This is a genomic window from Paenibacillus sp. Cedars, assembly GCF_003184205.1.
Lineage (GTDB): Bacteria > Bacillota > Bacilli > Paenibacillales > Paenibacillaceae > Paenibacillus_AQ > Paenibacillus_AQ glucanolyticus.
In genome coordinates, this window is record NZ_CP020866.1 from 835,286 (window position 1) to 860,580 (window position 25,295).

The 25,295-nt window shown below is 48.3% G+C and carries 25 protein-coding genes and 1 other annotated feature; of the genes, 18 read left to right on the forward strand and 7 right to left on the reverse strand.

The window, feature by feature from the left end; all coding sequences use genetic code 11:
* Positions 1 to 15 precede the first annotated feature (15 nt).
* Positions 16 to 1,779, forward strand: coding sequence for a B12-binding domain-containing radical SAM protein (locus B9D94_RS05575; RefSeq protein WP_148246588.1), 1,764 nt, complete (start codon positions 16 to 18; stop codon positions 1,777 to 1,779).
* Between the two features lie 82 nt (positions 1,780 to 1,861).
* The gene (locus tag B9D94_RS05580) at positions 1,862 to 2,038 is read left to right on the forward strand and encodes a hypothetical protein (RefSeq protein ID WP_006212269.1); all 177 of its coding nucleotides are present in this window, start codon (positions 1,862 to 1,864) and stop codon (positions 2,036 to 2,038) included.
* Positions 2,039 to 2,145: 107 nt separating this feature from the next.
* Here the strand turns inward: B9D94_RS05580 and B9D94_RS05585 are convergent, their stop codons facing one another.
* The 4 genes from B9D94_RS05585 to B9D94_RS05600 all read right to left on the reverse strand — a co-directional run bounded on the left by B9D94_RS05585 (position 2,146) and on the right by B9D94_RS05600 (position 5,752).
* Complete coding sequence (locus B9D94_RS05585) at positions 2,146 to 3,108, reverse strand: alpha/beta fold hydrolase (RefSeq protein ID WP_148246589.1); 963 nt, start codon at positions 3,106 to 3,108, stop codon at positions 2,146 to 2,148.
* Positions 3,109 to 3,165: 57 nt separating this feature from the next.
* Positions 3,166 to 4,134 carry a type I phosphomannose isomerase catalytic subunit gene (locus B9D94_RS05590; protein ID WP_006212265.1) on the reverse strand — a complete coding sequence of 323 codons (969 nt, stop codon included), beginning with the start codon at positions 4,132 to 4,134 and terminating at the stop codon, positions 3,166 to 3,168.
* Between the two features lie 74 nt (positions 4,135 to 4,208).
* Complete coding sequence (locus B9D94_RS05595; protein ID WP_148248729.1) at positions 4,209 to 4,799, reverse strand: tRNA 5-(aminomethyl)-2-thiouridylate-methyltransferase MnmM; 591 nt, start codon at positions 4,797 to 4,799, stop codon at positions 4,209 to 4,211.
* Positions 4,799 to 5,752: a tRNA modification radical SAM protein MnmL/YtqA gene (locus B9D94_RS05600; RefSeq protein ID WP_148246590.1), complete on the reverse strand. Its 954-nt coding sequence runs from the start codon at positions 5,750 to 5,752 to the stop codon at positions 4,799 to 4,801. The genes B9D94_RS05595 and B9D94_RS05600 overlap by 1 nt, the downstream gene beginning before the upstream one ends.
* A gap of 306 nt (positions 5,753 to 6,058) precedes the next feature.
* Between B9D94_RS05600 and B9D94_RS05605 the strand changes: the two genes are divergently transcribed.
* Together B9D94_RS05605 and trmB are read left to right on the forward strand one after the other, a co-directional pair.
* Positions 6,059 to 6,241 (forward strand): hypothetical protein, encoded by a 183-nt coding sequence (locus B9D94_RS05605; RefSeq protein ID WP_006212263.1) that lies wholly within the window; start codon positions 6,059 to 6,061, stop codon positions 6,239 to 6,241.
* A gap of 192 nt (positions 6,242 to 6,433) precedes the next feature.
* A complete protein-coding gene (trmB, locus tag B9D94_RS05610) occupies positions 6,434 to 7,147 on the forward strand; it encodes a tRNA (guanosine(46)-N7)-methyltransferase TrmB (RefSeq protein ID WP_006212261.1) in 714 nt (237 codons plus the stop codon).
* Between the two features lie 177 nt (positions 7,148 to 7,324).
* On the opposite strand, the gene B9D94_RS05615 is transcribed toward trmB, so the two are convergent.
* Positions 7,325 to 8,452 carry a UDP-N-acetylglucosamine--LPS N-acetylglucosamine transferase gene (locus tag B9D94_RS05615; RefSeq protein ID WP_036639723.1) on the reverse strand — a complete coding sequence of 376 codons (1,128 nt, stop codon included), beginning with the start codon at positions 8,450 to 8,452 and terminating at the stop codon, positions 7,325 to 7,327.
* Between the two features lie 668 nt (positions 8,453 to 9,120).
* Here B9D94_RS05615 and B9D94_RS05620 point away from each other — a divergent pair.
* The 5 genes from B9D94_RS05620 to B9D94_RS05640 all read left to right on the forward strand — a co-directional run bounded on the left by B9D94_RS05620 (position 9,121) and on the right by B9D94_RS05640 (position 12,295).
* Positions 9,121 to 10,359, forward strand: coding sequence for a glycosyltransferase family 2 protein (locus B9D94_RS05620; protein ID WP_006212259.1), 1,239 nt, complete (start codon positions 9,121 to 9,123; stop codon positions 10,357 to 10,359).
* A 78-nt stretch (positions 10,360 to 10,437) separates the two neighbouring features.
* Positions 10,438 to 10,584: a sequence feature (ribosomal protein L20 leader region), on the forward strand.
* Positions 10,585 to 10,637: 53 nt separating this feature from the next.
* Positions 10,638 to 11,132 carry a translation initiation factor IF-3 gene (infC, locus tag B9D94_RS05625; RefSeq protein ID WP_006212258.1) on the forward strand — a complete coding sequence of 165 codons (495 nt, stop codon included), beginning with the start codon at positions 10,638 to 10,640 and terminating at the stop codon, positions 11,130 to 11,132.
* A gap of 26 nt (positions 11,133 to 11,158) precedes the next feature.
* On the forward strand, positions 11,159 to 11,359 hold the full coding sequence (rpmI, locus tag B9D94_RS05630; protein ID WP_007127239.1) for a 50S ribosomal protein L35: 201 nt from the start codon (positions 11,159 to 11,161) through the stop codon (positions 11,357 to 11,359).
* A gap of 30 nt (positions 11,360 to 11,389) precedes the next feature.
* Entirely contained in the window at positions 11,390 to 11,749 is a 360-nt protein-coding gene (gene rplT / locus B9D94_RS05635; RefSeq protein ID WP_006212255.1) for a 50S ribosomal protein L20, read from the forward strand.
* Positions 11,750 to 11,953: 204 nt separating this feature from the next.
* Positions 11,954 to 12,295, forward strand: a complete 342-nt coding sequence (locus tag B9D94_RS05640) for a hypothetical protein (protein WP_036639720.1) — start codon at positions 11,954 to 11,956, stop codon at positions 12,293 to 12,295.
* Here B9D94_RS05640 and B9D94_RS05645 read toward each other — a convergent pair whose 3' ends face one another.
* Complete coding sequence (locus B9D94_RS05645) at positions 12,296 to 12,745, reverse strand: GNAT family N-acetyltransferase (RefSeq protein WP_006212253.1); 450 nt, start codon at positions 12,743 to 12,745, stop codon at positions 12,296 to 12,298.
* Between the two features lie 604 nt (positions 12,746 to 13,349).
* On the opposite strand from B9D94_RS05645, the gene ilvB reads away from it, so the two are divergent.
* The 4 genes from ilvB (at position 13,350) to B9D94_RS05665 (ending at position 18,456) form a co-directional block, all read left to right on the forward strand.
* Complete coding sequence (gene ilvB, locus B9D94_RS05650; RefSeq protein WP_036639718.1) at positions 13,350 to 15,092, forward strand: biosynthetic-type acetolactate synthase large subunit; 1,743 nt, start codon at positions 13,350 to 13,352, stop codon at positions 15,090 to 15,092.
* 1 nt (position 15,093) lies between these two features.
* A complete protein-coding gene (gene ilvN / locus B9D94_RS05655) occupies positions 15,094 to 15,579 on the forward strand; it encodes an acetolactate synthase small subunit (RefSeq protein WP_006212251.1) in 486 nt (161 codons plus the stop codon).
* Between the two features lie 178 nt (positions 15,580 to 15,757).
* A complete protein-coding gene (gene ilvC / locus B9D94_RS05660) occupies positions 15,758 to 16,750 on the forward strand; it encodes a ketol-acid reductoisomerase (RefSeq protein WP_036639716.1) in 993 nt (330 codons plus the stop codon).
* A 167-nt stretch (positions 16,751 to 16,917) separates the two neighbouring features.
* A complete protein-coding gene (locus B9D94_RS05665; RefSeq protein WP_036639713.1) occupies positions 16,918 to 18,456 on the forward strand; it encodes a 2-isopropylmalate synthase in 1,539 nt (512 codons plus the stop codon).
* Between the two features lie 191 nt (positions 18,457 to 18,647).
* Here B9D94_RS05665 and B9D94_RS05670 read toward each other — a convergent pair whose 3' ends face one another.
* Entirely contained in the window at positions 18,648 to 19,628 is a 981-nt protein-coding gene (locus B9D94_RS05670) for an aldo/keto reductase (protein ID WP_036639819.1), read from the reverse strand.
* 136 nt (positions 19,629 to 19,764) lie between these two features.
* On the opposite strand from B9D94_RS05670, the gene B9D94_RS05675 reads away from it, so the two are divergent.
* The 5 genes from B9D94_RS05675 to B9D94_RS05700 all read left to right on the forward strand — a co-directional run bounded on the left by B9D94_RS05675 (position 19,765) and on the right by B9D94_RS05700 (position 25,261).
* Positions 19,765 to 20,535: a hypothetical protein gene (locus B9D94_RS05675; RefSeq protein ID WP_148246591.1), complete on the forward strand. Its 771-nt coding sequence runs from the start codon at positions 19,765 to 19,767 to the stop codon at positions 20,533 to 20,535.
* Positions 20,536 to 21,329: 794 nt separating this feature from the next.
* Positions 21,330 to 22,406: a 3-isopropylmalate dehydrogenase gene (gene leuB, locus B9D94_RS05685; protein ID WP_148246593.1), complete on the forward strand. Its 1,077-nt coding sequence runs from the start codon at positions 21,330 to 21,332 to the stop codon at positions 22,404 to 22,406.
* Positions 22,407 to 22,579: 173 nt separating this feature from the next.
* The gene (locus B9D94_RS05690) at positions 22,580 to 23,119 is read left to right on the forward strand and encodes a peroxiredoxin (RefSeq protein ID WP_006212244.1); all 540 of its coding nucleotides are present in this window, start codon (positions 22,580 to 22,582) and stop codon (positions 23,117 to 23,119) included.
* A gap of 281 nt (positions 23,120 to 23,400) precedes the next feature.
* Positions 23,401 to 23,808 carry a hypothetical protein gene (locus B9D94_RS05695; RefSeq protein WP_006212243.1) on the forward strand — a complete coding sequence of 136 codons (408 nt, stop codon included), beginning with the start codon at positions 23,401 to 23,403 and terminating at the stop codon, positions 23,806 to 23,808.
* Between the two features lie 328 nt (positions 23,809 to 24,136).
* Positions 24,137 to 25,261 carry an ATP-binding protein gene (locus tag B9D94_RS05700; RefSeq protein WP_036639707.1) on the forward strand — a complete coding sequence of 375 codons (1,125 nt, stop codon included), beginning with the start codon at positions 24,137 to 24,139 and terminating at the stop codon, positions 25,259 to 25,261.
* Positions 25,262 to 25,295: the final 34 nt, after the last annotated feature.

Consider the following 25,295-nt stretch of genomic DNA (forward strand, 5'->3'; position numbering starts at 1 on the left):
AAAGTGGACACTACCATGAAAGTCATACTAACAACCCTGAATGCCAAGTACATCCATACCTCTTTGGCGATTCGCTGCCTGAAGGCATATAGCGAGAAGGATTTCGATATTGAATTGACGGAGTATACGATCAAGGACCCGGTGATGAATATTGTCTCCGACCTGTTCCAGCGCAAGCCGGACGTGATCGGATTCTCGTGTTATATATGGAATATCGAAGAGACGATTAAAGTGATCGACATCGTGAAGAAGATAATGCCGGAAGTCACGATCATACTGGGCGGACCCGAGGTTTCCTACGATACGGACTACTGGATGAAACGGCTGCATAATGTCGACTTTATCGTGATGGGGGAAGGCGAGGAAACGTTCCACCATCTGCTGCAAACGATAGAAGGCGACCGGAAATTTCATTTTGTGTATGGCGTGGCCTACCGTAAACAGGGCGAAGTGATCGTGAATCCGGGAAGACCCAAAAGCATTCTGGCAGAGCTGCCTTCGCCGCATCGTTTTCCGGAGGATATACCGCATCTCGGGAAGCGGGTCGTATATTTTGAGACCAGCCGGGGGTGCCCTTTCAGCTGTCAGTTCTGCTTGTCGAGCATTGAGGTGGGTGTTCGCTACTACGACATCGAACGGACCAAGAAGGATATTCTCTATCTGATTGAGAACGGTGCGAAGCTGATCAAATTCGTGGACCGGACATTTAACATTAAGCGGGATTATGCGCTTGACATGTTCGAGTTTTTGATTGAGAATCATGGCGGCTGCGTATTCCAGTTTGAGATAACGGCGGATATCATGCGTCCCGAGGTTCTGGATTACTTGGCGAAAAATGCCCCTCCCGGCATTTTTCGATTTGAGATCGGGGTACAGTCTACCAACGATCCAACGAATGAGCTGGTGAAAAGGCGCCAGAATTTTACCAAGCTGTCCCGCACGGTGACTATGATCAAGGACAGCCGCAAGATCGACCAGCATTTGGATTTGATTGCAGGGCTTCCTGAAGAGGACTACGATACCTTCCGCAAAACGTTCAATGATGTATTTGCCCTCGGACCGGAGGAACTGCAGTTAGGCTTTCTGAAGATGCTTCGGGGAACTGGACTGCGGATTGATGCGGAGAAGTATAATTACACGTATATGGATCATGCTCCATATGAGATTTTAGGCAGCGACGTGCTTCCATTCTCGGATATCGTTCGATTGAAGAGGCTGGAGGACGTGCTTGAGAAGTATTGGAACGCGCACCGAATGGACCATACCGTGAATTATCTGATGAAGCATGAATTTACATCCCCGTTTGATTTCTTCCAGGAGTTCGGTGACTATTGGGAAGGACAGGGCTGGCAGAAAATCGGCCATCAGCTGGAGGATCTGTTTACGCGCTTGACCGCATTTCTTCAGCATCGAAAAACGCGACATATGGAGGTCATTCTGGGTCTTATGAAATTTGATTATTTCCTGGGCCATAAGTACAAGCCGCGTAAAATTTGGTGGGATCATACACAGGATAAAGCCCAGTGGACCGCCCATGTTCGTCATATTGTTGAGAAGCCTGCGGCACTGTCCGGCGATTTCGCCGATCTGGGAATCACTGAGCGCGACCTGCAGAAACATGCGATGATCGAGCTGCTGCCTTTTGACCTGAATGATGTCATTCAGGGAGGAATCGGCCTGCCGGCGAGCGGCGGCGAAGGTGAGGCGGCAACGATGCTGCTGGTATTGTACCAGCAGAATGAAACCGGGCAACCGCAGTACTACACGGTGCCAGTGTAACAAGGGCAGCTCCCGCTCGGAATAAAACTTCCCGGGTATCGGTATTCTAATCGCATCAACCTATATGAGGAGGCGATGTTTGGTGAACGGGAATCAGAAGGAGCGAGCGCCGCATTCGCATGATGAACCGACGATTGCGCCCGGGATGGAAACCAACGATGATTTGCGTATAGAGGCAGCAGAAGACGAAGTGGAGCGCGGGGATTATACCGAGGTCACACAATTGATCATTGACCGCACACCGAGCGACGAAGAATAATCAGCTTGTTTGTTCAACGCTGACAATTATTGATAAACAGAAAAAGGATGCCCAGGTTTACAACCCTGAGGCATCCTTTTCTATGATTGAGACATTAATAAGCATGTTTACATGATCTGTTCCGGCTTCCGGGTCGTATCACCTGATCCAGCTGTATGCCGCTCCAGCCAATCGAGGACATGGGCTGCTACTTCATCTCGATTGATCTCGTGCAGCATCTCATGACGGCCGCCAGGATACAAACGGTATTCCAGATCTTCAATGCCATACTTCTGGTACAGTTCAATCAACCGCCGCACGCCTTTGCCACGTTGTCCGACGGGATCTTCCTCACCCGAGAAGATATAAATCGGTTTATCCTTGAGCAGGCATTCCATCAATTCCGGCTTATGGATTTCGGACAGCAGCTTGAAGAAATCACGGAAGAACTGTGCACTGCACACCTGACCACAGTAGGGATCGTTCACATATTTATCGACTTCTGCTTCATCCCGGGACAACCAATCAAATGGCGTTCGGATGGTGCCGAAGCCTCTGTTGTATGGGCCGAACACGAGGGCGTTCAGCATCACGCTTCGGTGTGTGTTACCCTGGAAGCGCATCTGCAGTGCGGCCAGCTTGAGGCCAAACAGAAGCATTCCCTGGGGACCGTTTGAGCCGGAAAGGATGAAGCCATCGAATGCTTCCCCGTTCGAACACATGATTTTCTGTGTCAAAAAGGACCCCATGCTGTGTCCCATCAAGTAATGAGGAACAGCGGAATGCCGCTTGCGCAGCTCGGAAGCAAGAAGCAATTGATCCTCGATCATTCCTTCAAACCCGTTCTCCCCGGCATCGCCGAGAAACTCAAGCCCGGCCGTTTGTCCATGACCTCGATGATCATTGCAGTACACGGCATAACCATGTCCTGTAAGCAATTCAGCAAGCTCCTCGTACCGTTTGCCGGTTTCGCACATGCCGTGAGCAATTTGCACGACTGCACGGGTGGGAGTATCCGGGTCAGGAAGCCATTGATATACAAAAACATACATGCCCTGCGTATTCAGTATCGTAAACGTGTCGGTCTGCATTTTTGGGCTTTACACCTCCACAAAAACGAATGGATTACAGCATGTTACATAAGCTTATTAAGGAAGATAAGAACGAAGAACCGTCGACTGCCCATCCAGTGTATAGGCGCCCAGATTAGCGGGCAGCAAGAAGCATTGTCCCGATGTATAGCCGATGGAGCCATTATCCCAGCTTAGCGTTCCTTGACCGTCGCATACCACGATGATGGTGAAGCTCTCCGGGGAAGTGGACTGTGCCCAAGCTCCATTGACAACACCTTTTTCCACTACAAAATACGGAGACTTGGCAAGCTCCAGCCATTCTCCAGGTGCCGTGCCATCCGTGCTCATGGTAGTAGCGCCTGACCCTTCGTAAGCAGTGACATTTAGGGAATCCTCGATGTGCAGCTCACGCGGCTTGCCGTCAAGGCCCGGGCGATTATAATCGAAAATCCGGTACGTGGTATCGGAGTTCTGCTGGATCTCTGCCACAACAACGCCGGCACAAAGTGCATGAACCGTACCAGCAGGTATGTAGAACGTATCTCCGGCTTTTACGGATACTTCCCGAAGCTGCTCCATAACGGTCCCATTTTCCATGGCTTCCTTCAGGGTTTCACGGCTAACCTGATCTTTCAGACCGTAAATGATCTTGGCGTCAGGCTTCGCATCCAGCACATACCACATTTCAGTCTTGCCCAATTCGCCTTTCGGGAGTCCTTCGTAGTCATCGGTCGGGTGGACCTGAACCGAGAGGTTGTCATTACAGTCAAGCAGCTTGATCAGCAATGGAAAACGTCCGTTAACTTCGGAGAATCCTTTGCTTCCGAACCATTCCCGGCCGAATTGCTCCCGAACCTGATCCAGGCCGCGGCCAGCCAGCTCGCCGTTGACAATGCTGGTAGTGCCGTTCGGATGGTCAGCGATCATCCAGCCTTCTCCGATATGTCCTTCCGGAATATCCAGGCCGAATTGCTCGAGGGCGCGGCCTCCCCATACGCGTTCTTTGAATTCAGGTTGAAATAACAGTGGATATGGTTGTGTCATTGTACATCAACTACCTTTCGTCATGTTTGAAATTCTATGGCTGCTTTAACTTTGGGTTGCTTTAAGAACTTATATCATAAGGGCTTCTTGCGTTCCAATGCAATGAGATATGGTGCATCTGCACGCTGAAGGCCTCGATATAATATCGTTTGCACCGCGTGCTGCGGAAGCCGCTCCGCCCATGCCTGCACAGCGGCTGCTTCGGCGTCGCCGCCTTTGTGGCCCGGATAGAGCACGACCGTGATAATGCCTCCCGGCCGGAGAAGCTCGATTGCGGCTTCCAGAGCCGTTAGCGTGCTGGTGGTTTCCGTCATGATCCGTTTATCCGACGAATCAGCCGGTAGGTAGCCGAGATTGAACATAACCGCGCCAACTTGGCCGTGATCGCGATCCGAAACGCAGCTCTTCATGAGCGCATGGCTCTGCTGATGAAGGGAGATTGCGGGAAGCGAATCCGGCGGTTCCTTGGCGAGCCTTTCGCGGGTTAGCTGCAGCGCCTGCTCCTGAATATCAAAAGCATACACCTTGCCTCTTGAGCCTATGCATTTGGCTAGGTAGAGCGTATCGGCCCCGGTGCCTGCTGTGGCATCCAGCGCGATGTCTCCTTGCCGGAGCCTCTCAGCCACCAGTTTGTGGGCAAAACTCAACACCGAGAGGAAGCCCATCAGGATTCCCTCCACAATTTGCCCTGCCATGTATTCCGGCGTTTGAGTTCGGCATCAATGCCATTGAGGACTTCCCATTTTTTCAAACTCCACATCGGTCCGATCAACAGATCCCGGGGGGCGTCTCCGGTGAGACGATGGACAATTATTTCCGGGGGCAGCAGTTCCAGACTGTCCACGATCAGCTTGATGTATTCGTCTTGCTCCAGGAAGCGCAGCAGTCCGGCTTCATACTGCTTCACCATAGGCGTCTTCCGCATCAGGTGCAGCAGGTGGATCTTAATGCCCTGCACATCCATCTTGGCTACGGCTCTGCACGTTTCCAGCATCATTTCATGGTCTTCTTGCGGGAGACCGTATATGATGTGGGTGCAGACACGAATGTTATGCTCGCGCAGCTTCTCGACGGCCTCCAGGTAACATTCCGTGTCATGGGCACGATTGATGAGCTCAGAGGTTGAATCGTGGATCGTCTGCAGACCCATTTCCACCCACAGATAGGTTCGTTCATTCAGCTCCGCCAAGTATTCCACGACATCGTCAGGCAGACAGTCGGGGCGCGTAGCGATCGACAGGCCGACAACACCTGGCTGCTGCAGTATTACTTCGTAGTATTCCCGAAGTTCTTCAACAGGAGCGTAGGTATTGGTATAGGCTTGGAAATACCCGATATATTTGGCGTTTGGCCACTTCAGGTGCTGTCTGTCCCGGATGGTATTGAACTGGGTAACGAGATCATCCCGCCTGCGTCCTGCAAAATCACCGGAGCCGCGTGCGCTGCAGAAGGTGCATCCGCCCTTGGCTATCGTGCCGTCACGGTTCGGACAAGTAAACCCGGCGTCCAGCATGACTTTGAACACCTTGTTCTGGAATTGGTTGTGCATTTCGTAATTCCAGGTATGAAATCGTTTCTCGCCCCATAGCTCTGGAGCGGGTATAAGTGGCGTATTCATGTGTTCTCCCTTTGTAGCTGTATAGGTTGAATTGAGATGTGCATCTTGAAGCTTCTAAGCATGCCGTTATTTGGCATTTGTTTATCAAACAGATACGTCTATTGTAACAAAAAATCCGGCTTTACGTCATATGCAGGTCTTCCTGCCTAATTAAGACGTTGTTACTTGAACGGACTACATATAATTGGTATATTTAAAGTAGAAAAATAAATATATGATTCAAGCAATTTTGGCATGGGTATATATCGGATAGGATTCATATTTGTGTGACGTCATGGATACAATAATACCGTGAGGTGATTACGAATGAATTCATCAACAGTAAAGCATGATCGTAGTGACAAAATCGCTGTGGAGCTTACCCCGAATGAAGCTTTAGCCCTTACAGGAGTAGAGTTTAACTCCAACCAAGATGTGAAGGCTTCAGCACGTCGCAAGATTCGGGCCGCCTTTGAGAAGACATTTGATTTTAAGGCAGATGAAAGGTAGACTATTCACAGTTTAACCATCGCGGAACCCCAATTCCAAATATAAGAAAAAGGAACCTAAAACCTTTGCGTTAAGCAGAGAATAGGTTCCTTTTTCTATGGGACTCTTTACATTTGGGGTTAACTTCGTCACAATAATGCAGTATCGGGATATAATTCTAAATCTTACTTGGACAAGTTTCGGAGGTATGACATGCGTTTACGCGGAAGAAAAGGTATACGGGAAAATCTGGAGCAGCAGGAAGACCTGGTCGTTTTGGACCCCGGTCAATATAGAGGGAAATGGGCTTCATTATTTGGCAATGATCTTCCGATTCATGTCGAATTCGGCATGGGCAAGGGTCAATTTATCAGCCAGATGAGTTATAAGCACCAGCAAGTGAATTTTATCGGGGTGGACATGTACGATGAGTTGATTCGCCGCGCCAGTGAGAAGGGGCGCAACGTGTGGGCCCAGGAAGGTGTGGATACTCCGCCGAATTTGAAACTGGCGTTGTTTAACATCGAGAGTGTCGAACAGGTTTTTGAGCCTGGCGAAATTGAACGGTTGTATTTGAACTTCAGCGATCCGTGGCCAAAATCAAAACATGCACGCCGTCGTTTGACGCATCCTCGTTTTCTGGACAAGTACTCCCAGATACTGAACGATCGCGGGGAGATACATTTCAAGACCGATTCGGTGACACTGTTTGAATTCTCGCTGAATTCCTTTGCTGATTATGGGCTGCAAATGACCAACATTTCACTTGATCTGCATCGTGAAGGATTGAACGAAGAGCATGTAATGACAGAATACGAGACTAAATTCGTTGGTCAAGGCATGCAGATTCATCGCTGCGAGGCCATTGTGGGCAAGGAAGCGCTTGATGCCTATCGCAAGAACCGTCTTGAAAAATACGGAAAATAGTGTGTATGCACGATAATTTCGTCTATGATAACGTTTACAACTATTATAATAGAAGAAAATCTATCAATCGGTGACATATTCACCGAAAAAAGCATAAAAAAGGTGTGCTCCGCTTTTAAAATGTACCCTATAAGATGACCTTTTCCAAAGTGTCTGTCTTATGGGGTACATTTTATTTTAGGAGTACACCTTTTCATTTTCGAGCATATCGATGATGCTGCGCGCGCTTTGCATCGGATGGAAGCGCTCGATATTTCGCAAGTTTTTCGCTCGCTGCAATTGGATCAGATCATAATGCTGGAGCAGTTTATTCATCCATTTACCAATAACCTCCAGCGAAGTGATGGGTTCTCCCAAGCCCTGGGCTGTAAAGTATTGGCAGTTCTCCTCTTCCTGTCCTGGAAGAGGCTGGTGAAACAGCATCGGGATTCCCTTCGCCAGGCCTTCGGTGCATGTCATGCCCCCGGGCTTCGTGACGAGCAGATCCGATACCTCCATCAGTTTGTCAATCTCGCGTGTAAAGCCCAATATCCGGATGTTGGGATGCTGGAACCGCGGATTGCTCTCCATTTCTTCGCGTCCCTTATCGTTATTGCCAAGACAAAATATGATCTGGACTTCGCCCCGCCATCTTGTCAAGAATTCATGGACAACCTCGTCATTCATGATTCCCCAGCCTCCGCCCATGACAAGCACGGTCGGCATATCGGACAACTGAAATCGTTCCCTGATCTCCTCTTTGCCCGGATGAGTCCAGAAGTCAGGATGAATGGGAATGCCGGTAACCTGAATTTTAGCTTGAGACACCCCGCGGTTGAGCAGCTTTCGCTTAACCTCCGGCGTGGATACGAAATAGCGGTCGACTTCAGGGCTAATCCATGTATCATGAGCATCATAATCGGTTATAACGGTACACAGAGGCACATCGGTGCCGAGCCGTTTCAAACGCGAGATCACAGCACTTGGAATGAAATGGGTGCACACGATGATATCGGGTCTGAGTTGTCTGACCACGTTCTTGGTGCTTGTATAGAACATTCGGTGAAGCGCCAATGCGGTGAACCGATTGAAGGATTTTTGATGACGATACATATACCCGACCAATCTCGGGCGAGTTGTGATCGTCTTCCTGTAGGCCGAAATGATCAGTGGAGCGATTTTCGGGTTCAAGAAGCTTCCAAGCTCAAGAACCTTGGTCTGTACGCTAGGCGACAATTGGCGCAGGCTGCTGGAAAGTGCGTGAGCAGCCTGCGTATGGCCTGCACCGAACCCTTCCGATAACAGCAAGACTCTTTTTTTAGCCACTACTTTTCACCCGTTCTGCAGCGTTATTCTTTAACTTTAACATATCGACTTTGGGAATAGAAATCAACCACTTCCAGCCTGTGCTCACGGGACTTTGGTCCCGGGAGAGCAAGCTTTTCTCGGCGAGGTTCTTGCCGGAGCCTTGTTACTAAAGGAGTTAGTCGCCAGCGCGCATTTTGTAGAAAATCAGGGTCCGTGGACTTTTGACTTGAGTATAAGTTGCCGCTACAATGATTCAAACGGGCGTCAAAAAGTTTATTTAGAGAAAGAGTGTTGAAAAACTAAAACTTTTTGGGTGTCTGTTACGTTTATTTATTGGCGGACAAGATTAAAAAATAAAAAATGGGCAGCCAAAGAAATAAAAAGTAAGAAAACAGATGAAAATAAGAACTAAAGCCGTTTGAAACGAAGCTTGCTGGCAAACTGGATCGCAAGCTGCGCTCTTTTACGAAGTTTTTCCGTAAATTAGAGCATTCCACGGTTTTGACAAAAGATTCAAAAGTGTGGAAAATCGTGTATGACGTGCGAAGTTGCCCCGCGGCACCGAGGCTACTATGAAGAAACAGACACAGGTCACAGGGTCATGCAACAACAAAAAAAAGCAAAAAACTTAGAGAGAAAAAATAACAAAACATTCTCGGGTTATAAAAAGGGGGTAACGGAGAATCATGACAGACGCCATCTTTATCGCGCTCCAACTATTTTTGGCCGCGGTGGGTGTGTACCAGTTCGTATTCTCTTTGTTTGGTCTGATCAAGAGAAAAAAGAAGCAGCATTTTGAACCGAATAAATCATTTGCAGTGTTAGTTGCTGCACACAACGAAGAACAGGTTGTCGGAGCTCTGATGGAGAACCTGAAACAGCTTAACTATCCAAAAGATCTGTACGATGTATTTGTCATATGTGACAACTGTACAGACCGTACTGCTGAGATCGTCCGTGCCCACGGGATGAACGCATGCGTGCGTACGAACCAGAATCTGCGAGGCAAAGGCTATGCCATCGAATGGATGCTCAAAGAGCTCTGGGCAATGCCGCGCCAGTATGATGCGGTCGTCATGTTTGATGCAGATAATCTGGCAGATCCGAATTTCCTGATCGAAATGAATAATGATCTTAGCTCTGGAGCGAGAGTTATCCAGGGATACATCGATACCAAGAACCCTGAGGATTCTTGGATCACCGCCTCTTACGGGGTGTCCTATTGGTACATCAACCGTCTGTGGCAGCTTTCCCGCAGCAATCTGAACATGGCCAACTTCCTTGGCGGTACAGGAATGTGCTTCGAGACGAATCTCTTGAAGGAGATGGGTTGGGGCGCAACCAGTCTGGTTGAGGATTTGGAGTTCACCATGCGCAGCGTTATGCGCGGCGTGTACCCGAAATTCAACTATGATGCCAAGGTATTTGACGAAAAGCCGCTTACGTTCAAGGCTTCTGCCAGACAGCGTCTGCGCTGGATGCAGGGTCACTTTACGGTTGCCCGCCGTTATTTTTTCCCGCTGCTGTGGCGTGCCATTAAAGAACGCAGCCTCGTGAAGCTGGACTTGGCTCTGTACGGAGTTAACGTCTACATCGTGCTGCTGACTTTCTTGTTGACGGCCGTCATTTGGATTGACAACTCGTTCTTCGATGGTCCGAATATCGCAAATCTGTATGGATATCTGCCGCTGTGGCTAAGCTTTACCGCGATTGCGGCTAACGTGTTCACGTTCATGATTGCGATGCTGCTTGAGAAGGTCAAATACAAGAAGGTTTACTTGTATCTGGTGCTGTTCCCGATTTACCTGCTGTCGTGGTATCCTATCACGGTGTATGCGTTCTTCACGCAGAACAACAAGCAGTGGAGTCATACGGAGCATACCCGGGTTGTGCGCCTTGAAGAAGTGCAGAGCAAACAAGGGTAATAAAGTTTATGTTATATCTGTGTTGACACAGGCTGGTGGGACCTGTTATACTATCCTAGTCTGTTAAACAGAATATCTGATTGCAAGCAGAAGCGCCGCTTCTCACCTGACTGACATACGTTGGCTGGTTTGATCACGAAATCAATGAATGGATTCAACTTCATTTGTGAGATGAGTATCAAATAGGGATGTCGGTGATTAACCCGTCATCCCTTTATTTTTTTTGCAAACAGGAACAACAAGTAATTTGGAGGTGGAGGACTATCAGTAAGGAACATATGATCAATGACGAGATTCGGGCCAAGGAAGTACGTTTGGTTGGTGCCGAAGGTGAGCAAATCGGGATCAAGCCGATTCGTGAAGCACTGCAAATGGCAATTGATCTCAATCTGGATCTGGTGAACGTGGCCCCTCAGGCGAAACCGCCGGTATGCCGCATCATGGACTACGGTAAATTCCGCTATGAGCAGCAGAAGAAAGAGAAGGAAGCACGTAAGAACCAGAAAATTGTGGATATTAAAGAAGTATGGTTCCGAGCCAACATTGAGGAGCATGATTATCAAACCAAGCTCCGCAATGTCGTTAAGTTTTTGAAAGAAGGCGACAAAGTGAAATGCTCCGTGCGTTTCCGTGGTCGTGAAATCACCCATGCCAACATCGGGCAGAAAATTTTGGAGCGCGTGAAGGTGGAAGTAGCAGATCTCTGCGTCATTGAGCGTCAACCAAAACTGGAAGGCCGCAGCATGATTATGATTTTGGCACCAAAAGCCTAAGAGAAATTAGAGGAGGAAGTACTACAATGCCCAAAATGAAAACACATAGCAGCCTGAAAGGCCGCTTCAAAATTACAGGTACTGGTAAAGTAAAACGTTATAAAGCTTACAAAAACCACTTGCTTTCCCACAAATCCAAGCGTGCGAAGCGCGTATTGTCCAACAGCCCTGTAATGGCGCCTGGAGATGTTAAACGTTTGAAGCAAGGTCTGGCTAACTTGAAATAGTAAACAACAATTATTGGGAGGTCTTTTGATATGGCACGAGTTAAAGGCGGATTTGTCGTTCGTCGTCGACATAAAAAAGTATTGAAGCTTGCGAAAGGTTATTTCGGTTCCAAACACCGCATTTTTAAAACGGCTAACGAGCAGGTAATGAAATCCCTCGTTTATGCATACCGGGATCGTCGCAATACGAAGCGTAATTTCCGCAAATTGTGGATCGTTCGTATCAACGCGGCTGCTCGTCAAAATGGTCTGTCTTACAGCAAATTGATGCATGGTCTGAAACTTGCTGGCGTTGACATTAACCGTAAAATGCTGGCTGATCTGGCTGTTAATGATCTGAACGCGTTCAATTCCTTGGCTACTGTAGCTAAAGAAAAAGTGAACGCTTAATTATACGTGTATGAAAAAACCGCCGTAATATTACGGCGGTTTTTTCGTTTTTGAGGTCTTGTTGCATCCCCCGGATATATAATGCAGCCGAAGCCATGCTTTTTGCAGAATTATGCCTATCTTTTGCCCGATAAGGGCCATTAAACAAGCAAAGGATATCCTTCCTGAATAGATTGAAATGTATATTACCTGAGGAGGGATCTTATGCACAAGCCTGTCAGTAAGGCAAAAGTGAAATCATATGTGGGCAAAGAGATCGTAGCGTATAAGAAAGACGGGACTGTGGTGACAGGCAAGCTGGTACGTGTCTCCGGCAGCCGCCTTTTTGTGGTACCTGCAACAAAGGGCAAAAAAGTAAAGACCAAGGCGATTGTTCCGCTCGCATTGTTTGATCTTCTTGCCATTGGTACGGCTCCATACGCATTCGGCGGCGGTTTTGGCGGCTATCCGGGAGGATACCCTGGAGGATACGGAGGATTTGGACCTGGTTATGGCGGCTACGGCCCAGGTTTCGGACCTGGCTTTGGCGGGGGCTTTTTCTGGTAATTAAGCATACCAGATCTTCTCCAGTTCATAGCATTGGCTTGGTTCAATGATTCTGGTAACCGTATAACCGAGTTTGCGGTAAAAGTTAAGACCAGTTTGGTTGCCGATGTCTACCATGACCTTGGCGCGTTTGCATCCGCGGGATACAGCGAAACGTTCGGCATGTTCCATCAATCGGATACCCCACCGTTTTCGCTGTGCGGTGGGTGCTACGGCCAGCATGTCGATATAGAGCAGTTCGCCGTGCATCATAAAATGGATAAAGGCAATGACTTTTTCGTGATCTGAATTTGAGGCAACGAGAGTCACGCCGCGTCGCAATCGAGAGGGAATATCCTTGCGGATGGTATCCAACTCTTTTTTTGTCATATGGGAAAGCGGGACGAGTTGGGACTCAATCAGCTGTTGAATCATGGGATCATCCTGCCCAGGTTTTCGATAGCGGATCATCGTATTATTCCCTCCCTTCACCGCTATTCAGTTAGCTCCATTTATCATATGTAGCAGGGTTTAATAGGGTGTTTTACATCAGAAAAGCGAAGGATTAACTCGAATTGCGAATGAAAACCTTTCATCGGAAGTAAAATAAATGTGTTGACTTCTGGAATGAATGAATCATATAATGTTTCTAAACATTTTAACGAATATATCCAATCGGCAATGATGAGGACGAAGTTTAAAGGGCTCTTTTGCTCAGAGAGTGGATGGATCAGCTGAAACCACCACCAAAACCCCTTTTATACGAGCTCACCTCGGAGCTGTTTTCCTGAAAGATGTTACGCTATGACTTTATCGCATTAAGTCGTAACAGCGTTTATTAGGGAAAATCGTCTTAGTCCACGTTACGGACTGCAGATATTGAAGATCTGTGTTTCATGTTCTTCATACCTGCTGAGGCTTTACACTGCGAAGTGTAGGGCAAACATGGGTGGTACCACGGAAGCTAAACCTTTCGTCCCTCACACGGAGATACTCCGGGTGTGGCGACGGAAGGTTTTTTTGTTGCTTGGATGATTGAATGAATGAGTGCCAATATTTGAGAGGAGGATGACTGATGAGCGCGCAAACTCCAGAAGTGCGGTCTACAGAACAATTACGAGAGAAATGGTTGAAGCCTGAAGTGATTACCGGATCGGAAATCTTGCTTCGGAGTCTTCTGCTCGAAGGTGTCGAGTGCGTCTTCGGATATCCGGGTGGAGCGGTCCTGTATATCTACGATGCAATGTATGGTTTTGAGGATTTCAACCATGTCTTGACCCGTCACGAACAAGGCGCAATTCATGCGGCTGACGGCTATGCCCGCGCAAGCGGCAAGGTCGGTGTATGTATTGCGACTTCGGGACCGGGGGCCACAAACCTTGTGACCGGTATTGCAACAGCCTACATGGACTCCGTTCCGCTTGTTGTCATTACCGGAAACGTAGCAACAACCCTGATTGGTACAGATGCTTTCCAGGAAGCGGACATTACGGGCATCACGATGCCGATTACGAAACACAGCTATTTGGTAAGAGATGTGAAAGACCTGCCGCGGGTGATTCACGAAGCCTTCCACATTGCTTCAACAGGACGCAAAGGTCCGGTATTGATCGATGTGCCTAAGGATGTATCGGCAGCAACCACGCTGTTCCAGCCGGATGATCGAATTCAGCTGAGAGGATACAATCCTCGGACCGTGCCAAACAAACTTCAACTGGATAAATTGGCCCGGGCGATCGAGGAAGCGGAACGTCCGATGATTCTTGCAGGCGGCGGCGTGATCTACTCGGGTGCTCATGAAGGACTTTACGAATTCGTGAATAAATCCGGTATTCCGATCACAACCACGCTTCTCGGCTTGGGCGCCTTCCCAAGCGGTCATGACCTGTGGACGGGAATGCCGGGTATGCACGGTACCTACACATCGAACCATGGCATTCAGCAATCGGACCTGCTGATCAACATCGGGGCAAGGTTTGACGACAGGGTTACAGGAAAGCTTGACGGTTTCGCTCCGCATGCGAAGATCGTCCATATCGACATTGACCCGGCTGAGATCGGCAAGAATGTGCCAACGGATATTCCGATTGTCGGGGACGTGAAGACCGTGCTTGAAATGCTGAATCCGATCGTTCCTTATGCGGCGAAGGCAGACGCTTGGAGAGATCAGATCAGCAAATGGAAAGCCGAGTATCCATTCCGTTATGTTGATTCCGAGACGGTGCTGAAGCCGCAGTGGGTTATTGAAATGCTGAATGATACAACGAAGGGTGAAGCGATTGTAACGACGGATGTTGGTCAGCATCAAATGTGGGCTGCTCAGTATTACAAGTTCAACCAGCCTCGTTCATGGATCACCTCCGGTGGACTTGGAACGATGGGCTTCGGATTCCCGTCAGCGATCGGCGCTCAAATGGCACATCCGGATCGGCTGGTTATTTCGATCAACGGGGATGGCGGCATGCAGATGTGTTCGCAGGAGCTTGCCATCTGTGCCATCAACAACATTCCGGTAAAAATCGTTGTTATCAACAACCAGGTGCTCGGCATGGTTCGCCAATGGCAAGAACTGATCTACGATAACCGGTACAGCCACATCGACCTGGCAGGAAGCCCTGATTTCGTTAAGCTGGCAGAAGCCTATGGAGTCAAGGGACTTCGTGCCACTACGAAAGAAGAAGCACAGCGTGCATGGGCTGAAGCGCTGGAAACACCGGGACCAGTCCTCGTCGAATTCGTTGTTGAGAAAGGCGAGAACGTGTATCCGATGGTGACGCAAGGGTCGACAATCGATCAAATGCTGATGGGGGATGCGTAAGATGAGTACAAAACATACCATTGCCGTACTAGTGAACGACCAGCCGGGTGTTCTGCAGCGTGTATCGGGATTATTCGGACGCAGAGGTTTTAACATCGAGAGCATTACGGTGGGCCAGTCGGAGGAAGCCGGATTATCCCGGATGGTTATCGTAACCACCGGTGATGAAACGACATTGGAGCAGGTTGAGAAGCAGCTTTACAAGCTGATCGATGTCATCAAAGTTATCAACCTGAGCTCGAAACCGATGGTGGCCAGAGAGCTTGCCCTGATTAAGGTGAAGGCAGAGCCTTCAGCCAGACCGGAGATTATGGGCGTTGTTGAGACCTTCCGTGCATCGGTTGTGGATATCGGCACAGCAAACATGATGGTTCAGGTCGTAGGCGACACAGTCAAAATCGATGCCATGATCGAGCTGCTTAAGCCGTACGGCATTCAGGAGCTTTCCCGTACCGGGGTTACTGCGATGATTCGCGGTAACGCGTAATGATTCTATACGATGATCAATTACCCGAGATTACAAAGTTTACAGCTAATATAAAGCGATAGACGCCCGCATCGCATGAGCGGGTGTCTCAGCGGATCGGTGATTGGGAATAAAGTCGGTCTATTGAGATACCCGCTCATCATGAAGGGTCTTTAAAATCAAAGGAGGACTTATACAAATGGCAATTACTACTTATTATGAACAAGATGCAGAACTCAGCGTGTTGAAAGACAAAACAATCGCGGTTATCGGTTATGGCAGCCAAGGTCATGCCCAGGCACAAAACCTGCGTGACAGCGGATTGCAGGTCGTGATCGGTCTTCGCGAAGGTAAATCTTTTGATAAAGCGAAAAACGATGGCTTTGAAGTGCTTCCTGTAGCAGAGGCTGTTAGCCGTGCTGACGTGGTACAAATCCTGATGCCGGACGAAACGCAAGCATCCGTGTACAAAAACGATATCGAGCCAAACCTGAAAAAAGGCGCTGCCTTGATGTTCTCCCACGGATTTAACGTTCACTTCGGTCAAATCGTAGCTCCTAAAGACAACGATGTCCTTCTGGTTGCACCTAAATCCCCGGGCCACATGGTTCGCCGTACGTATGTTGAAGGCTTTGGCGTACCTGGATTGATCGCAATCGAGAAAGATGCGACTGGACAAGCTAAGGCGATCGGCCTTGCTTACGCAAAAGGCATTGGCTGTACTCGTGCAGGCGTTATCGAGACTTCCTTCCGCGAAGAAACCGAAACCGATTTGTTCGGTGAGCAAGCGGTATTATGCGGCGGTGTATCCGCATTGGTCAAAGCCGGTTTCGAAACATTGACGGAAGCTGGATATGCGCCGGAGATGGCATACTTTGAGTGTCTGCATGAATTGAAGCTTATTGTAGATATGATCTATGAAGGCGGCCTTGCAAGCATGCGCGACTCCATCAGCAACACGGCTGAATATGGCGACTATGTAACAGGACCGCGCGTTGTAACTGAAGATACGAAGAAGGCGATGAAAGAAGTGCTGTCCGATATTCAACAAGGTAAATTCGCACGCGACTTTATCCTTGAGAACCAATCCGGACGTGCATTCCTGACAGCTACTCGCCGCAACGAATCCGAGCATCCGATTGAAGTGGTCGGTGCCGAGCTTCGTGAAATGATGCATTGGATCAAAAAATAAGAATATATAGAATTCATAAGGAATTCTTCAGGAATGGGGCAGTCAAGCATCAGTTCAATGGTGCTGCTGCCCGTACCCTGTAAATCAAGCAGCCGGCGGCAGGGTATAGGATGAACCTGCCGCCGGATGTTTAACGTCATGCGATAAAACTTCAAGGAGGTGCCGACATGCGAAAGATTTATGTCTTTGATACAACGCTGAGGGATGGAGAGCAGTCTCCTGGCGTGAACTTGAACACTCGGGAAAAGGTGGAAATTGCCCTTCAACTCGAAAAGTTGAAAATCGACCGCATGGAAGCAGGTTTTCCGGCTGCGTCACCTGGTGATCTTGCAGCTGTGAATGCAGTGGCACGCGCGGTCAAGGACGTTACGGTCATTGGACTGTCACGCTCCAGAGAGAACGACATCGATGCGGTTAGGGAAGCCCTGCAAGGAGCACAGGATCCGTGCATTCACGTGTTCCTGGCTACATCGCCGATTCACCGCAAGTTCAAGCTGCGGATGGAGAAGCAGCAGGTGCTGGAAACGGCACAAGCTTCGATTCGTTATGCCAAGAAGTATTTCTCCAAAGTGGAATTTTCCCTGGAGGATGCTGGCCGGACAGAGCTGGATTTCATGGCGGAAGTGGTCGGCATGGCCGTGCGGGAAGGCGCGAACGTTGTGAATATTCCGGATACGGTAGGTTATTTGAATCCTTCGGAGTATGGAGCCATATTTAAATACCTGAAGGAAAATGTTCCGGATATCGAGAAGGTTCAACTGAGTGCGCACTGTCATAACGATCTGGGAATGGCTACGGCAAACACGCTTGCTGCCATCCTGAACGGGGCTGATCAGATTGAGGGAACAATTAATGGTATCGGCGAACGCGCAGGAAATACGGCAATCGAAGAGATTGCGATGGCGCTGGCGACCCGCGAGGAATTTTTCGAAGCGAAGACCGGACTTGTGCTGACCGAGATTGCCCGCACAAGCCGCCTTGTGAGCAAGCTTACGGGAATGGTAGTGCCAGGAAACAAAGCTATTGTAGGGGCAAATGCATTCGCTCATGAATCCGGCATTCATCAGGACGGCATGCTGAAGGAAAAAACGACATACGAGATCATGACGCCAGAGTCGATCGGCCTTAAAGAAAGCAAACTCGTACTAGGCAAGCATTCCGGTCGTCATGCCTTCCGCGAGAAATTGCTGGATCTGGGTTATGAGTTAAGCGAAGAGCAGGTGAATGACGCCTTCGCTAAATTCAAGGTGCTGGCTGATAAGAAGAAGGAAGTATCCGATGAGGATCTGCTGGCTTTGCTGGAGGAGAAACTGATCGATACGCCGGAAGTATTCAAGCTGGAAACAATCTTTGTTGCTTATGGCAATGAATCCACGCCGACGGCCAGGGTTCGCATTGCAACAGCAGAACAGACTATTGAGGAAGAAGCCGAGGGCAACGGTTCCGTTGATGCAATCTATAATGCGATCGACAAGGTGACCGGGGAAGAGGTAACACTCGCGGACTATTCCATTAAATCGGTTACCCACGGGAAGGATGCTCAAGGCGAAGTGCATGTAGTCCTGTCACAAAATGATGTGGCTGCACAGGGACGCGGCTTGAGTACCGACATTCTTGAAGCTAGCGCAAGAGCTTACGTGGATGCGGTTAACGTTCTGATTGAGAAACGCAAAACCTTTAGCCGGCGCGAGCGGGCTACACTATAAATACTTAATGCGAAGGGTAACTCTGTTTCCCGAGTGGTAGCAGTGGAGATATCCAATGAAAAAGAGGGGCCGCCTGTTGAAGCGGTCCCTCTTTTTTGGTCACTGCGATATATATAGCTTACCTGCTGTTATCCGTACGATGACGCTCGAATTAATCAGGCTTGAAGCAACCGTCGAGACGCTGCAAGTATTTACCAGGCGTAAGCTTGTGGAGCGGCTCCTCCCGGACCCGGGAAGATTTCATCGAGACGCTTCATCACCGACTCATCGAGCTCAACCTCAAGCGAACGAAGAGAACTTTCGAATTGCTCCAAGGTGCGTGGACCGATAATTGGTCCTGTAACAGCCGGATTCTTGAGCACCCAGGCCAGGGCTACATTATCCTGCGGTTCCCCAAGCTCTTGGCAGAGAGCAGCGAACTGTTCCAGCTGTGGGCGATATTTTTCCACACGCTCCGCATTTCCGCCACTGCGTGAGCCCTCCATTTTCTTGAGCGCATTGCGTCCGAGTAATCCGCCATCCAGCGGGCTCCAGGGAATCACACCGAGTCCAAGCTTCTGCGAAGCAGGAAGCACTTCGAGTTCTGGCAGCCTGCAGGTCAGGCTGTATTTATGCTGCTCGGAGACCAGGCCGAGGAAATGCCGATTCTGCGCAGCAGCTTGAGCAACTGCAATCTGCCAGCCAGCAAAGTTGCTGGATCCAACATATCCGATCTTCCCTTGCTGAACCGCAACTTCAAAAGCTCCCCATAGCTCGTCCCATGTAACGGATAAATCAATATGATGCATTTGATACAGCTCGATATGATCGGTTTGTAAACGCTTTAGCGATGCTTCGAGATGACGGCGAAGTTTATAGCTGGACAATCCGGCTTCATTGTTGGGGCCATCCAGCGGATCACTCATGGAACCGTAGAATTTGGTAGCCAAAACGACTTTCTCACGACGGCCTCCGCCCTGGTTGAACCAGCGTCCAATGATGGTTTCGGTCAGCCCGGAGTTCTCGCCCCAACCGTAGACATTAGCCGTGTCGAAGAAGTTAACGCCTGCATCGAGCGCTGCATCCATAATACGGAAGGCTTCTTTTTCATCCGTAGATGGACCAAAGTTCATAGTTCCGAGACAAAGACGACTTACTTTCATACCCGATTTACCGAGTGTGGTGTACTGCATCATTATTGATCACTCCTTGGTCGTGTAGGATATAAGACAAATTCATCCCTATTGTAGCGTATTGGAGGAAAATTGTAACTAATGGCATTCAGTAACGTTAATATTAATAAAGACAGACTTTATGAGGAGGGATAGGATGAATCGAAGAATCCCTATGAAGAATCTTTTCTTACTAGTGTCATTAATTTCCATGCTGCTGATTAGCGCTTGTAACCAAGCGCAATCTGACACGTTTGGCTACGCTGAGTCCAAGGAATCGATTGATAATCTGCCAAGTCTTCAGTCCGTATCATTGTCGGAGAATAACAAGCAGGTGATTCGAGAAACCTTTGATTCCGTGAAGGAACTTCAAGATAGAATCCGAAGTGGTCCAAATCCGGATTGGGTCGTAAAGGATGAAAAGGTTAATATATCGCTGAGCGATTATGTATTAGCCAAGAAAAACAGGGATTTAATCTATGCCTTGAATCAAGTGGTAGAGATTCCTTCAGACGAAGCACTCCTACAGGATATGGTCACCAAGCAGTTAACCGTGAATTATGCCAAACAGTCAGGTATTGTGGTAACACCCGAAGAAGTCAGCGAGGCAGTCCATTTTCAAAAAGCAGCGCTGGATGAAGCTGATCCGAATGATGAGAACCACCAGTTGATCCGTTATATGATGGAGAACCGCATCCGCATTACCGGTATGACTACAGAAGAGTTTTGGAACAGTGATGAGGTATACGAAGCCTACGAAACTTCGCTATACATCAGTAAATTCCTCCAGAGCATCCTGACAGACGAGAGCATGAAGGGCATGGACAGTTATCAGCAGCTCCAGGAAAAACTCTTCGACGATTTCCAGAAGGCGCATCCCATTAAGGTGCCGGACTTTGACGTGTTGTTCCAAAAAGTCGGCTTGTAATACCTCTGCTCCCTTCCTCGAATTCGCCAAATTTAAAGGCGGAGAAGGGAGTAAGGAGGGAAGTAGCGGCTGAGTAAGAAACAAGAAGCAAGAAGCGAGTATCAAGTAGCAAGACAGCAAGGAGCAAGAAGCGAGAAGAAAGAAGAAAGAAGAAAGAAGCAGAAGCAAGTAGCAAGAAGTAACAGCAAGGAGCACGAAGCAAGTAGCAAGAAGTAGTAGCCAAAAGCCAAACCACTACTAACCAAGTATCCCTTCATGACTTCATGAGATTACCTTCAAGCCGCCGTCCGATGCCTTTTGCAAGGGCGGCTTTTGTCCCCCTTCTCACCCTTGTGATCAGGGAGATTCGCATCCGCTGGGACGCTATTTCGCTCTGCTTCGAAGCGGCGGAGAGGACGAATCGATTCCGGAAAAGCGAAGCGGTCGCCTTTGGAGCCGAATTTTAACCATTAAAACATAATCCAAGAAATTCGGCGACAACAGCGATTGGAGGAACGATACGTACTCGGAGCCCCCCATAAACACTTCGAAGCTCTGGCATAAACTCTTCGGAGCCCCACATAACCCCTTCGAAGCTCTCGCATAAACTCCCCGAAACACTCGCTTAAACTCCTCAAACCCCCAGGCTCATTCACACCCGCCACCATCTCCCTGATCACATCCCCCTCTACTTATAGGCAAAACAAATTAAGTTCATAGTTTCTATATCTTGGTCAATCGAGGGGGAAGTATGTTACAACAGTAACTAGATGATTAAAATGACCAGTGCATTTATAAATAAGGAGTGACGAAGGATGGCTGAAACGAAGAAAATCGCCGTAATTGCCGGAGACGGTATCGGTCCTGAAGTAGTAGCGGAAGCGGAAAAAATTATTAAACGTACCGAAGAGGTGTTTGGATATTCTTTTACAACAGAGCATGCTCTGTTTGGCGGCATTGCTATTGACGAGAAAGGAACGCCTTTGCCTGAAGAAACGTTGAGCGTGTGCAAAAGCGCCGATGCGGTACTGCTTGGTGCGGTAGGCGGACCGAAATGGGATAACAATTCGAAGGAGCTTCGTCCTGAAACCGGTTTGCTTGGCATTCGTAAAGAGCTCGGCTTGTTCTCCAACCTGCGTCCGGCCGTCATTTTTGATTGCTTGAAAGACGCTTCCACATTGAAGCCTGAAGTTCTGGAAGGCACGGACCTGATGGTCGTTCGCGAGCTGACGGGAGGTATTTACTTCGGTGAGAAGTTCAGACGCGAAGGTGCTGGCGGCGAAGAAGCGGTAGATACTTGCGTGTACAACACAGCAGAGATTGAGCGCATTGTGCATCAAGCTTTTGAGATCGCTCAGAAGCGCCGGAAGAAGCTTGCTTCCGTTGATAAAGCAAACGTTCTTGAAACCTCCCGTCTATGGCGCGAAACGGTAAACCGCATCGCTCCTGAATATCCGGATGTGGAGTTGGAGCATGTACTTGTGGACAACTGCGCGATGCAGCTCCTGCGCCGGCCGTCCAGCTTCGATGTTATTGTAACCGAGAATATGTTCGGTGACATTCTGAGCGATGAAGCAGCTATGCTGACAGGTTCCATCGGCATGCTGGCATCAGCATCCATGGGTGAAGGCGCCTTCGGATTGTATGAGCCCGTGCACGGTTCCGCACCTGACATTGCGGGTCAAGGCTTGGCGAATCCAATCGCAACCGTTTTATCCGTAGCTCTGATGTACCGTCTTACCTTCGGTTATGAAGATGCCGCGGACGCGATCGAGCGTGCAGTTGCCGAGGTGCTTGATGCCGGACATCGCACAGCGGACATCGCCGTGGATAAGAGCAAGGCGCTCAGCACGACCGAGATGGGCGATCTGATCGTCGCAGCTATCCGTTAATACAGGAAGCAGCTGTTCAAGAAAACTTCTTATTTATAATAATTATAATAAAGTAACCTTTATAATCTTGACTTTGATTAGCCTCGATGATAACATTTCTATTAAATGTTCATAGGAACATAGAATGTAGGAAGTAATCATTTTTCTTACATATGTTAAGGAGGAATTCAATCATGGCAGAACGTTTGGTTGGTAAAGCGGCTCCTGATTTTACAATGGAAACCGTATCAGGAGACGGTAAAGATTTTGGAAAAGTTAGCCTGTCCGACTACCGCGGCAAATGGCTCGTATTCTTCTTCTATCCGCTTGATTTCACTTTTGTATGCCCGACTGAAATCACGGCATTGAGCGATGCTTACGATCAATTCAAAGCATTGGATACTGAAATTCTGGGTGTGAGTGTTGACTCTATCCACAGCCACAAAGCTTGGATCAACACTTCCAAAGAAGCTAATGGTCTGGGAACATTGAATTTCCCACTGGCTTCCGACATCACCAAAAACGTAGCTAAAGACTACGGCGTTCTGATCGAAGAAGAAGGCGTTGCACTTCGCGGCCTCTACATCATCGATCCTGAAGGCGAATTGAAATATCAAGTTGTTAACCATAACGACGTAGGCCGCAGTGTTGAGGAAACCCTTCGTGTTCTCCAGGCACTTCAATCCGGCGGATTGTGCGCTATGAACTGGAAGCCAGGCGACAACAACCTGTAATTCCATTTCGTTAAAGTTAGGACAACCCTCATTATCTGACATTATGTGCAGGTAGTGGGGGTTTTTTCTCACTGATTTTATTGGATGATTTAGGGGAAGACTCTTGTTTAGAGAACCGCGCTTGCGTTGATATATAATTAAAGATATAGGCTGACAGACTTACGGTTAGGGAATATGGCCCAAATTTTTAATCAAGGTTTTTTTCATGAAGGAATTAGCGTGAGTGAAAGCGAATACAATATTTTGAAACGGTGGAGAATCCATGGAGGAGGGTGAACGATATGAGTTTTTGCTGTGGGGCTAGTATGATGGGTACAAAGGGTACACTGAAGCATTATCGCACTCAAGTACATAATGTTCCCCTGCTGTTTTGTCCGGTCTGCCATCGCGTAGAGGTACATCATCGGGTGGAGAATGAGTATGAAATATTAGCCGAATACGCCCATGGTGACGGAGCATCCCAGGTGGATTTTCAGGATTATGTGATGGAAGATGAGGATGCGATATTTGAGAATGTTGTCAACCGTGAGTCGGAGGATCCCCTTACGGTTGTTCAGAGTCAGATTGATATGTCGTTAGATCTCTTGGTGGTTGCCAAATGGATGGAGGATGAGAAGTGGCAGGGCGAACTGAAAAGACGGCTTGCTGTAATGAGTCAGCGCAGGCTCCGGCTCCAGAAGCAACCTTAATTCAGGAATTAATTAAGCCTCGTTAATACCCGGGGCTTTTTTAATGTTTCAAATCCCAACCCATTGGTTAATGATTTATGTTATTTGTTAGGAATGAGGATCCTATCCTTTACATATACGTAAATGCATAAGCTGAGATTATGGTATTTACAAGTAATTTTCCATTTTTCGACAGGATTTCTGATTGACGTTTCTTTGTCTCGATGACTATCATGGAAGGAAGCAGATTCGGGCTGCTTCTGATTCAAAGGCGGACAAGCTGATTTTTCTTGCATGAATTTTTTGTCGGTTTGGTGAGTTCAACTTTTCAAGAAAAGGGGGAGCCATCTTGTTGAGTCAAATCCGTGAATCTGAGCTGCAGGCTATTCGTTCTTTTCATTCCAGCCAGCTTATAAGGAACAAGTATGAAAACATACTGGAGAATCTCGACAGCGGGATCATCCTGTTTGATAGTGACGGAGTCTTGGCATTTGTGAATGTACAGATGGCTAAACTGCTAGGTGTATCCCGTAAATCGCTAACTGGCTGTACATTGACCCAGCTGGTGCGTCATCCCCAGCTCTCCAGATTCAAGAAGAGAAAAGTACTGCGCATTTTTCGGGAGACGGTGTTTCATCGAAAAAGATTCCATGAACTGGTAGACGAATACGGCAGATCGTGGTTGATCACTATGACCTATGGGGATCAGATGGAAGGCGATTTTCTGATCAGTGTAAAGGATGTATCCGACTTCAAGCGAATAGAGCAAAGCGCTTATCAGAATGACAAGCTGGCCATGCTGGGAAAGATCTCCGCATCCATTGCCCATGAAATACGCAATCCGCTGACATCCATCCGTGGCTTCATACAACTGCTTCGTCCGCATCTTGTAAGTTTAGGGAAGGACGAGTACGCCAGAATTATACTAACGGAGATTGATCGCGCGAATGATATTATATATGAATTTCTTAATTCCTCCAAGCCCTCGGCACCAGAGACCAAGATTGTGTCCGTATCCTCCTTATTGAAGGAAGTAGTTCTTCTAACAGAGAGCGAAGCACTCATGAAGGGATGCCAGATCAATCTGCATACCGATGAGACCCCGCCTGCGTACATTTCCGTGGATGTGAAGCAGATCAAACAGGTAATTCTGAATATTATCAAGAATGCGCTGGATGCCATTAATGAACACCATGACGAGAACATTACAGGCATGATCGATATTTCAGCCCGCGATAACGGAAAGCATATCAAAATCTGTATTTCCGATAACGGGGGCGGCATGGATCAGAACACCTTAAATCATCTGTTCAATCCGTTCTTCACAACGAAGGAGAGTGGAACGGGTCTTGGACTATCCGTGAGTTACAGCATTATTAGAAATCATGGTGGTTCGATCGCAGTGGATAGCCAGGTCGGCGCCGGAACGGAGTTTGTGATTACTTTCCCCAAGCTGGAGGTTTCGGAAGTTTAAAGTTAGTTGCACCTAGAACAATCTTAAATGAATA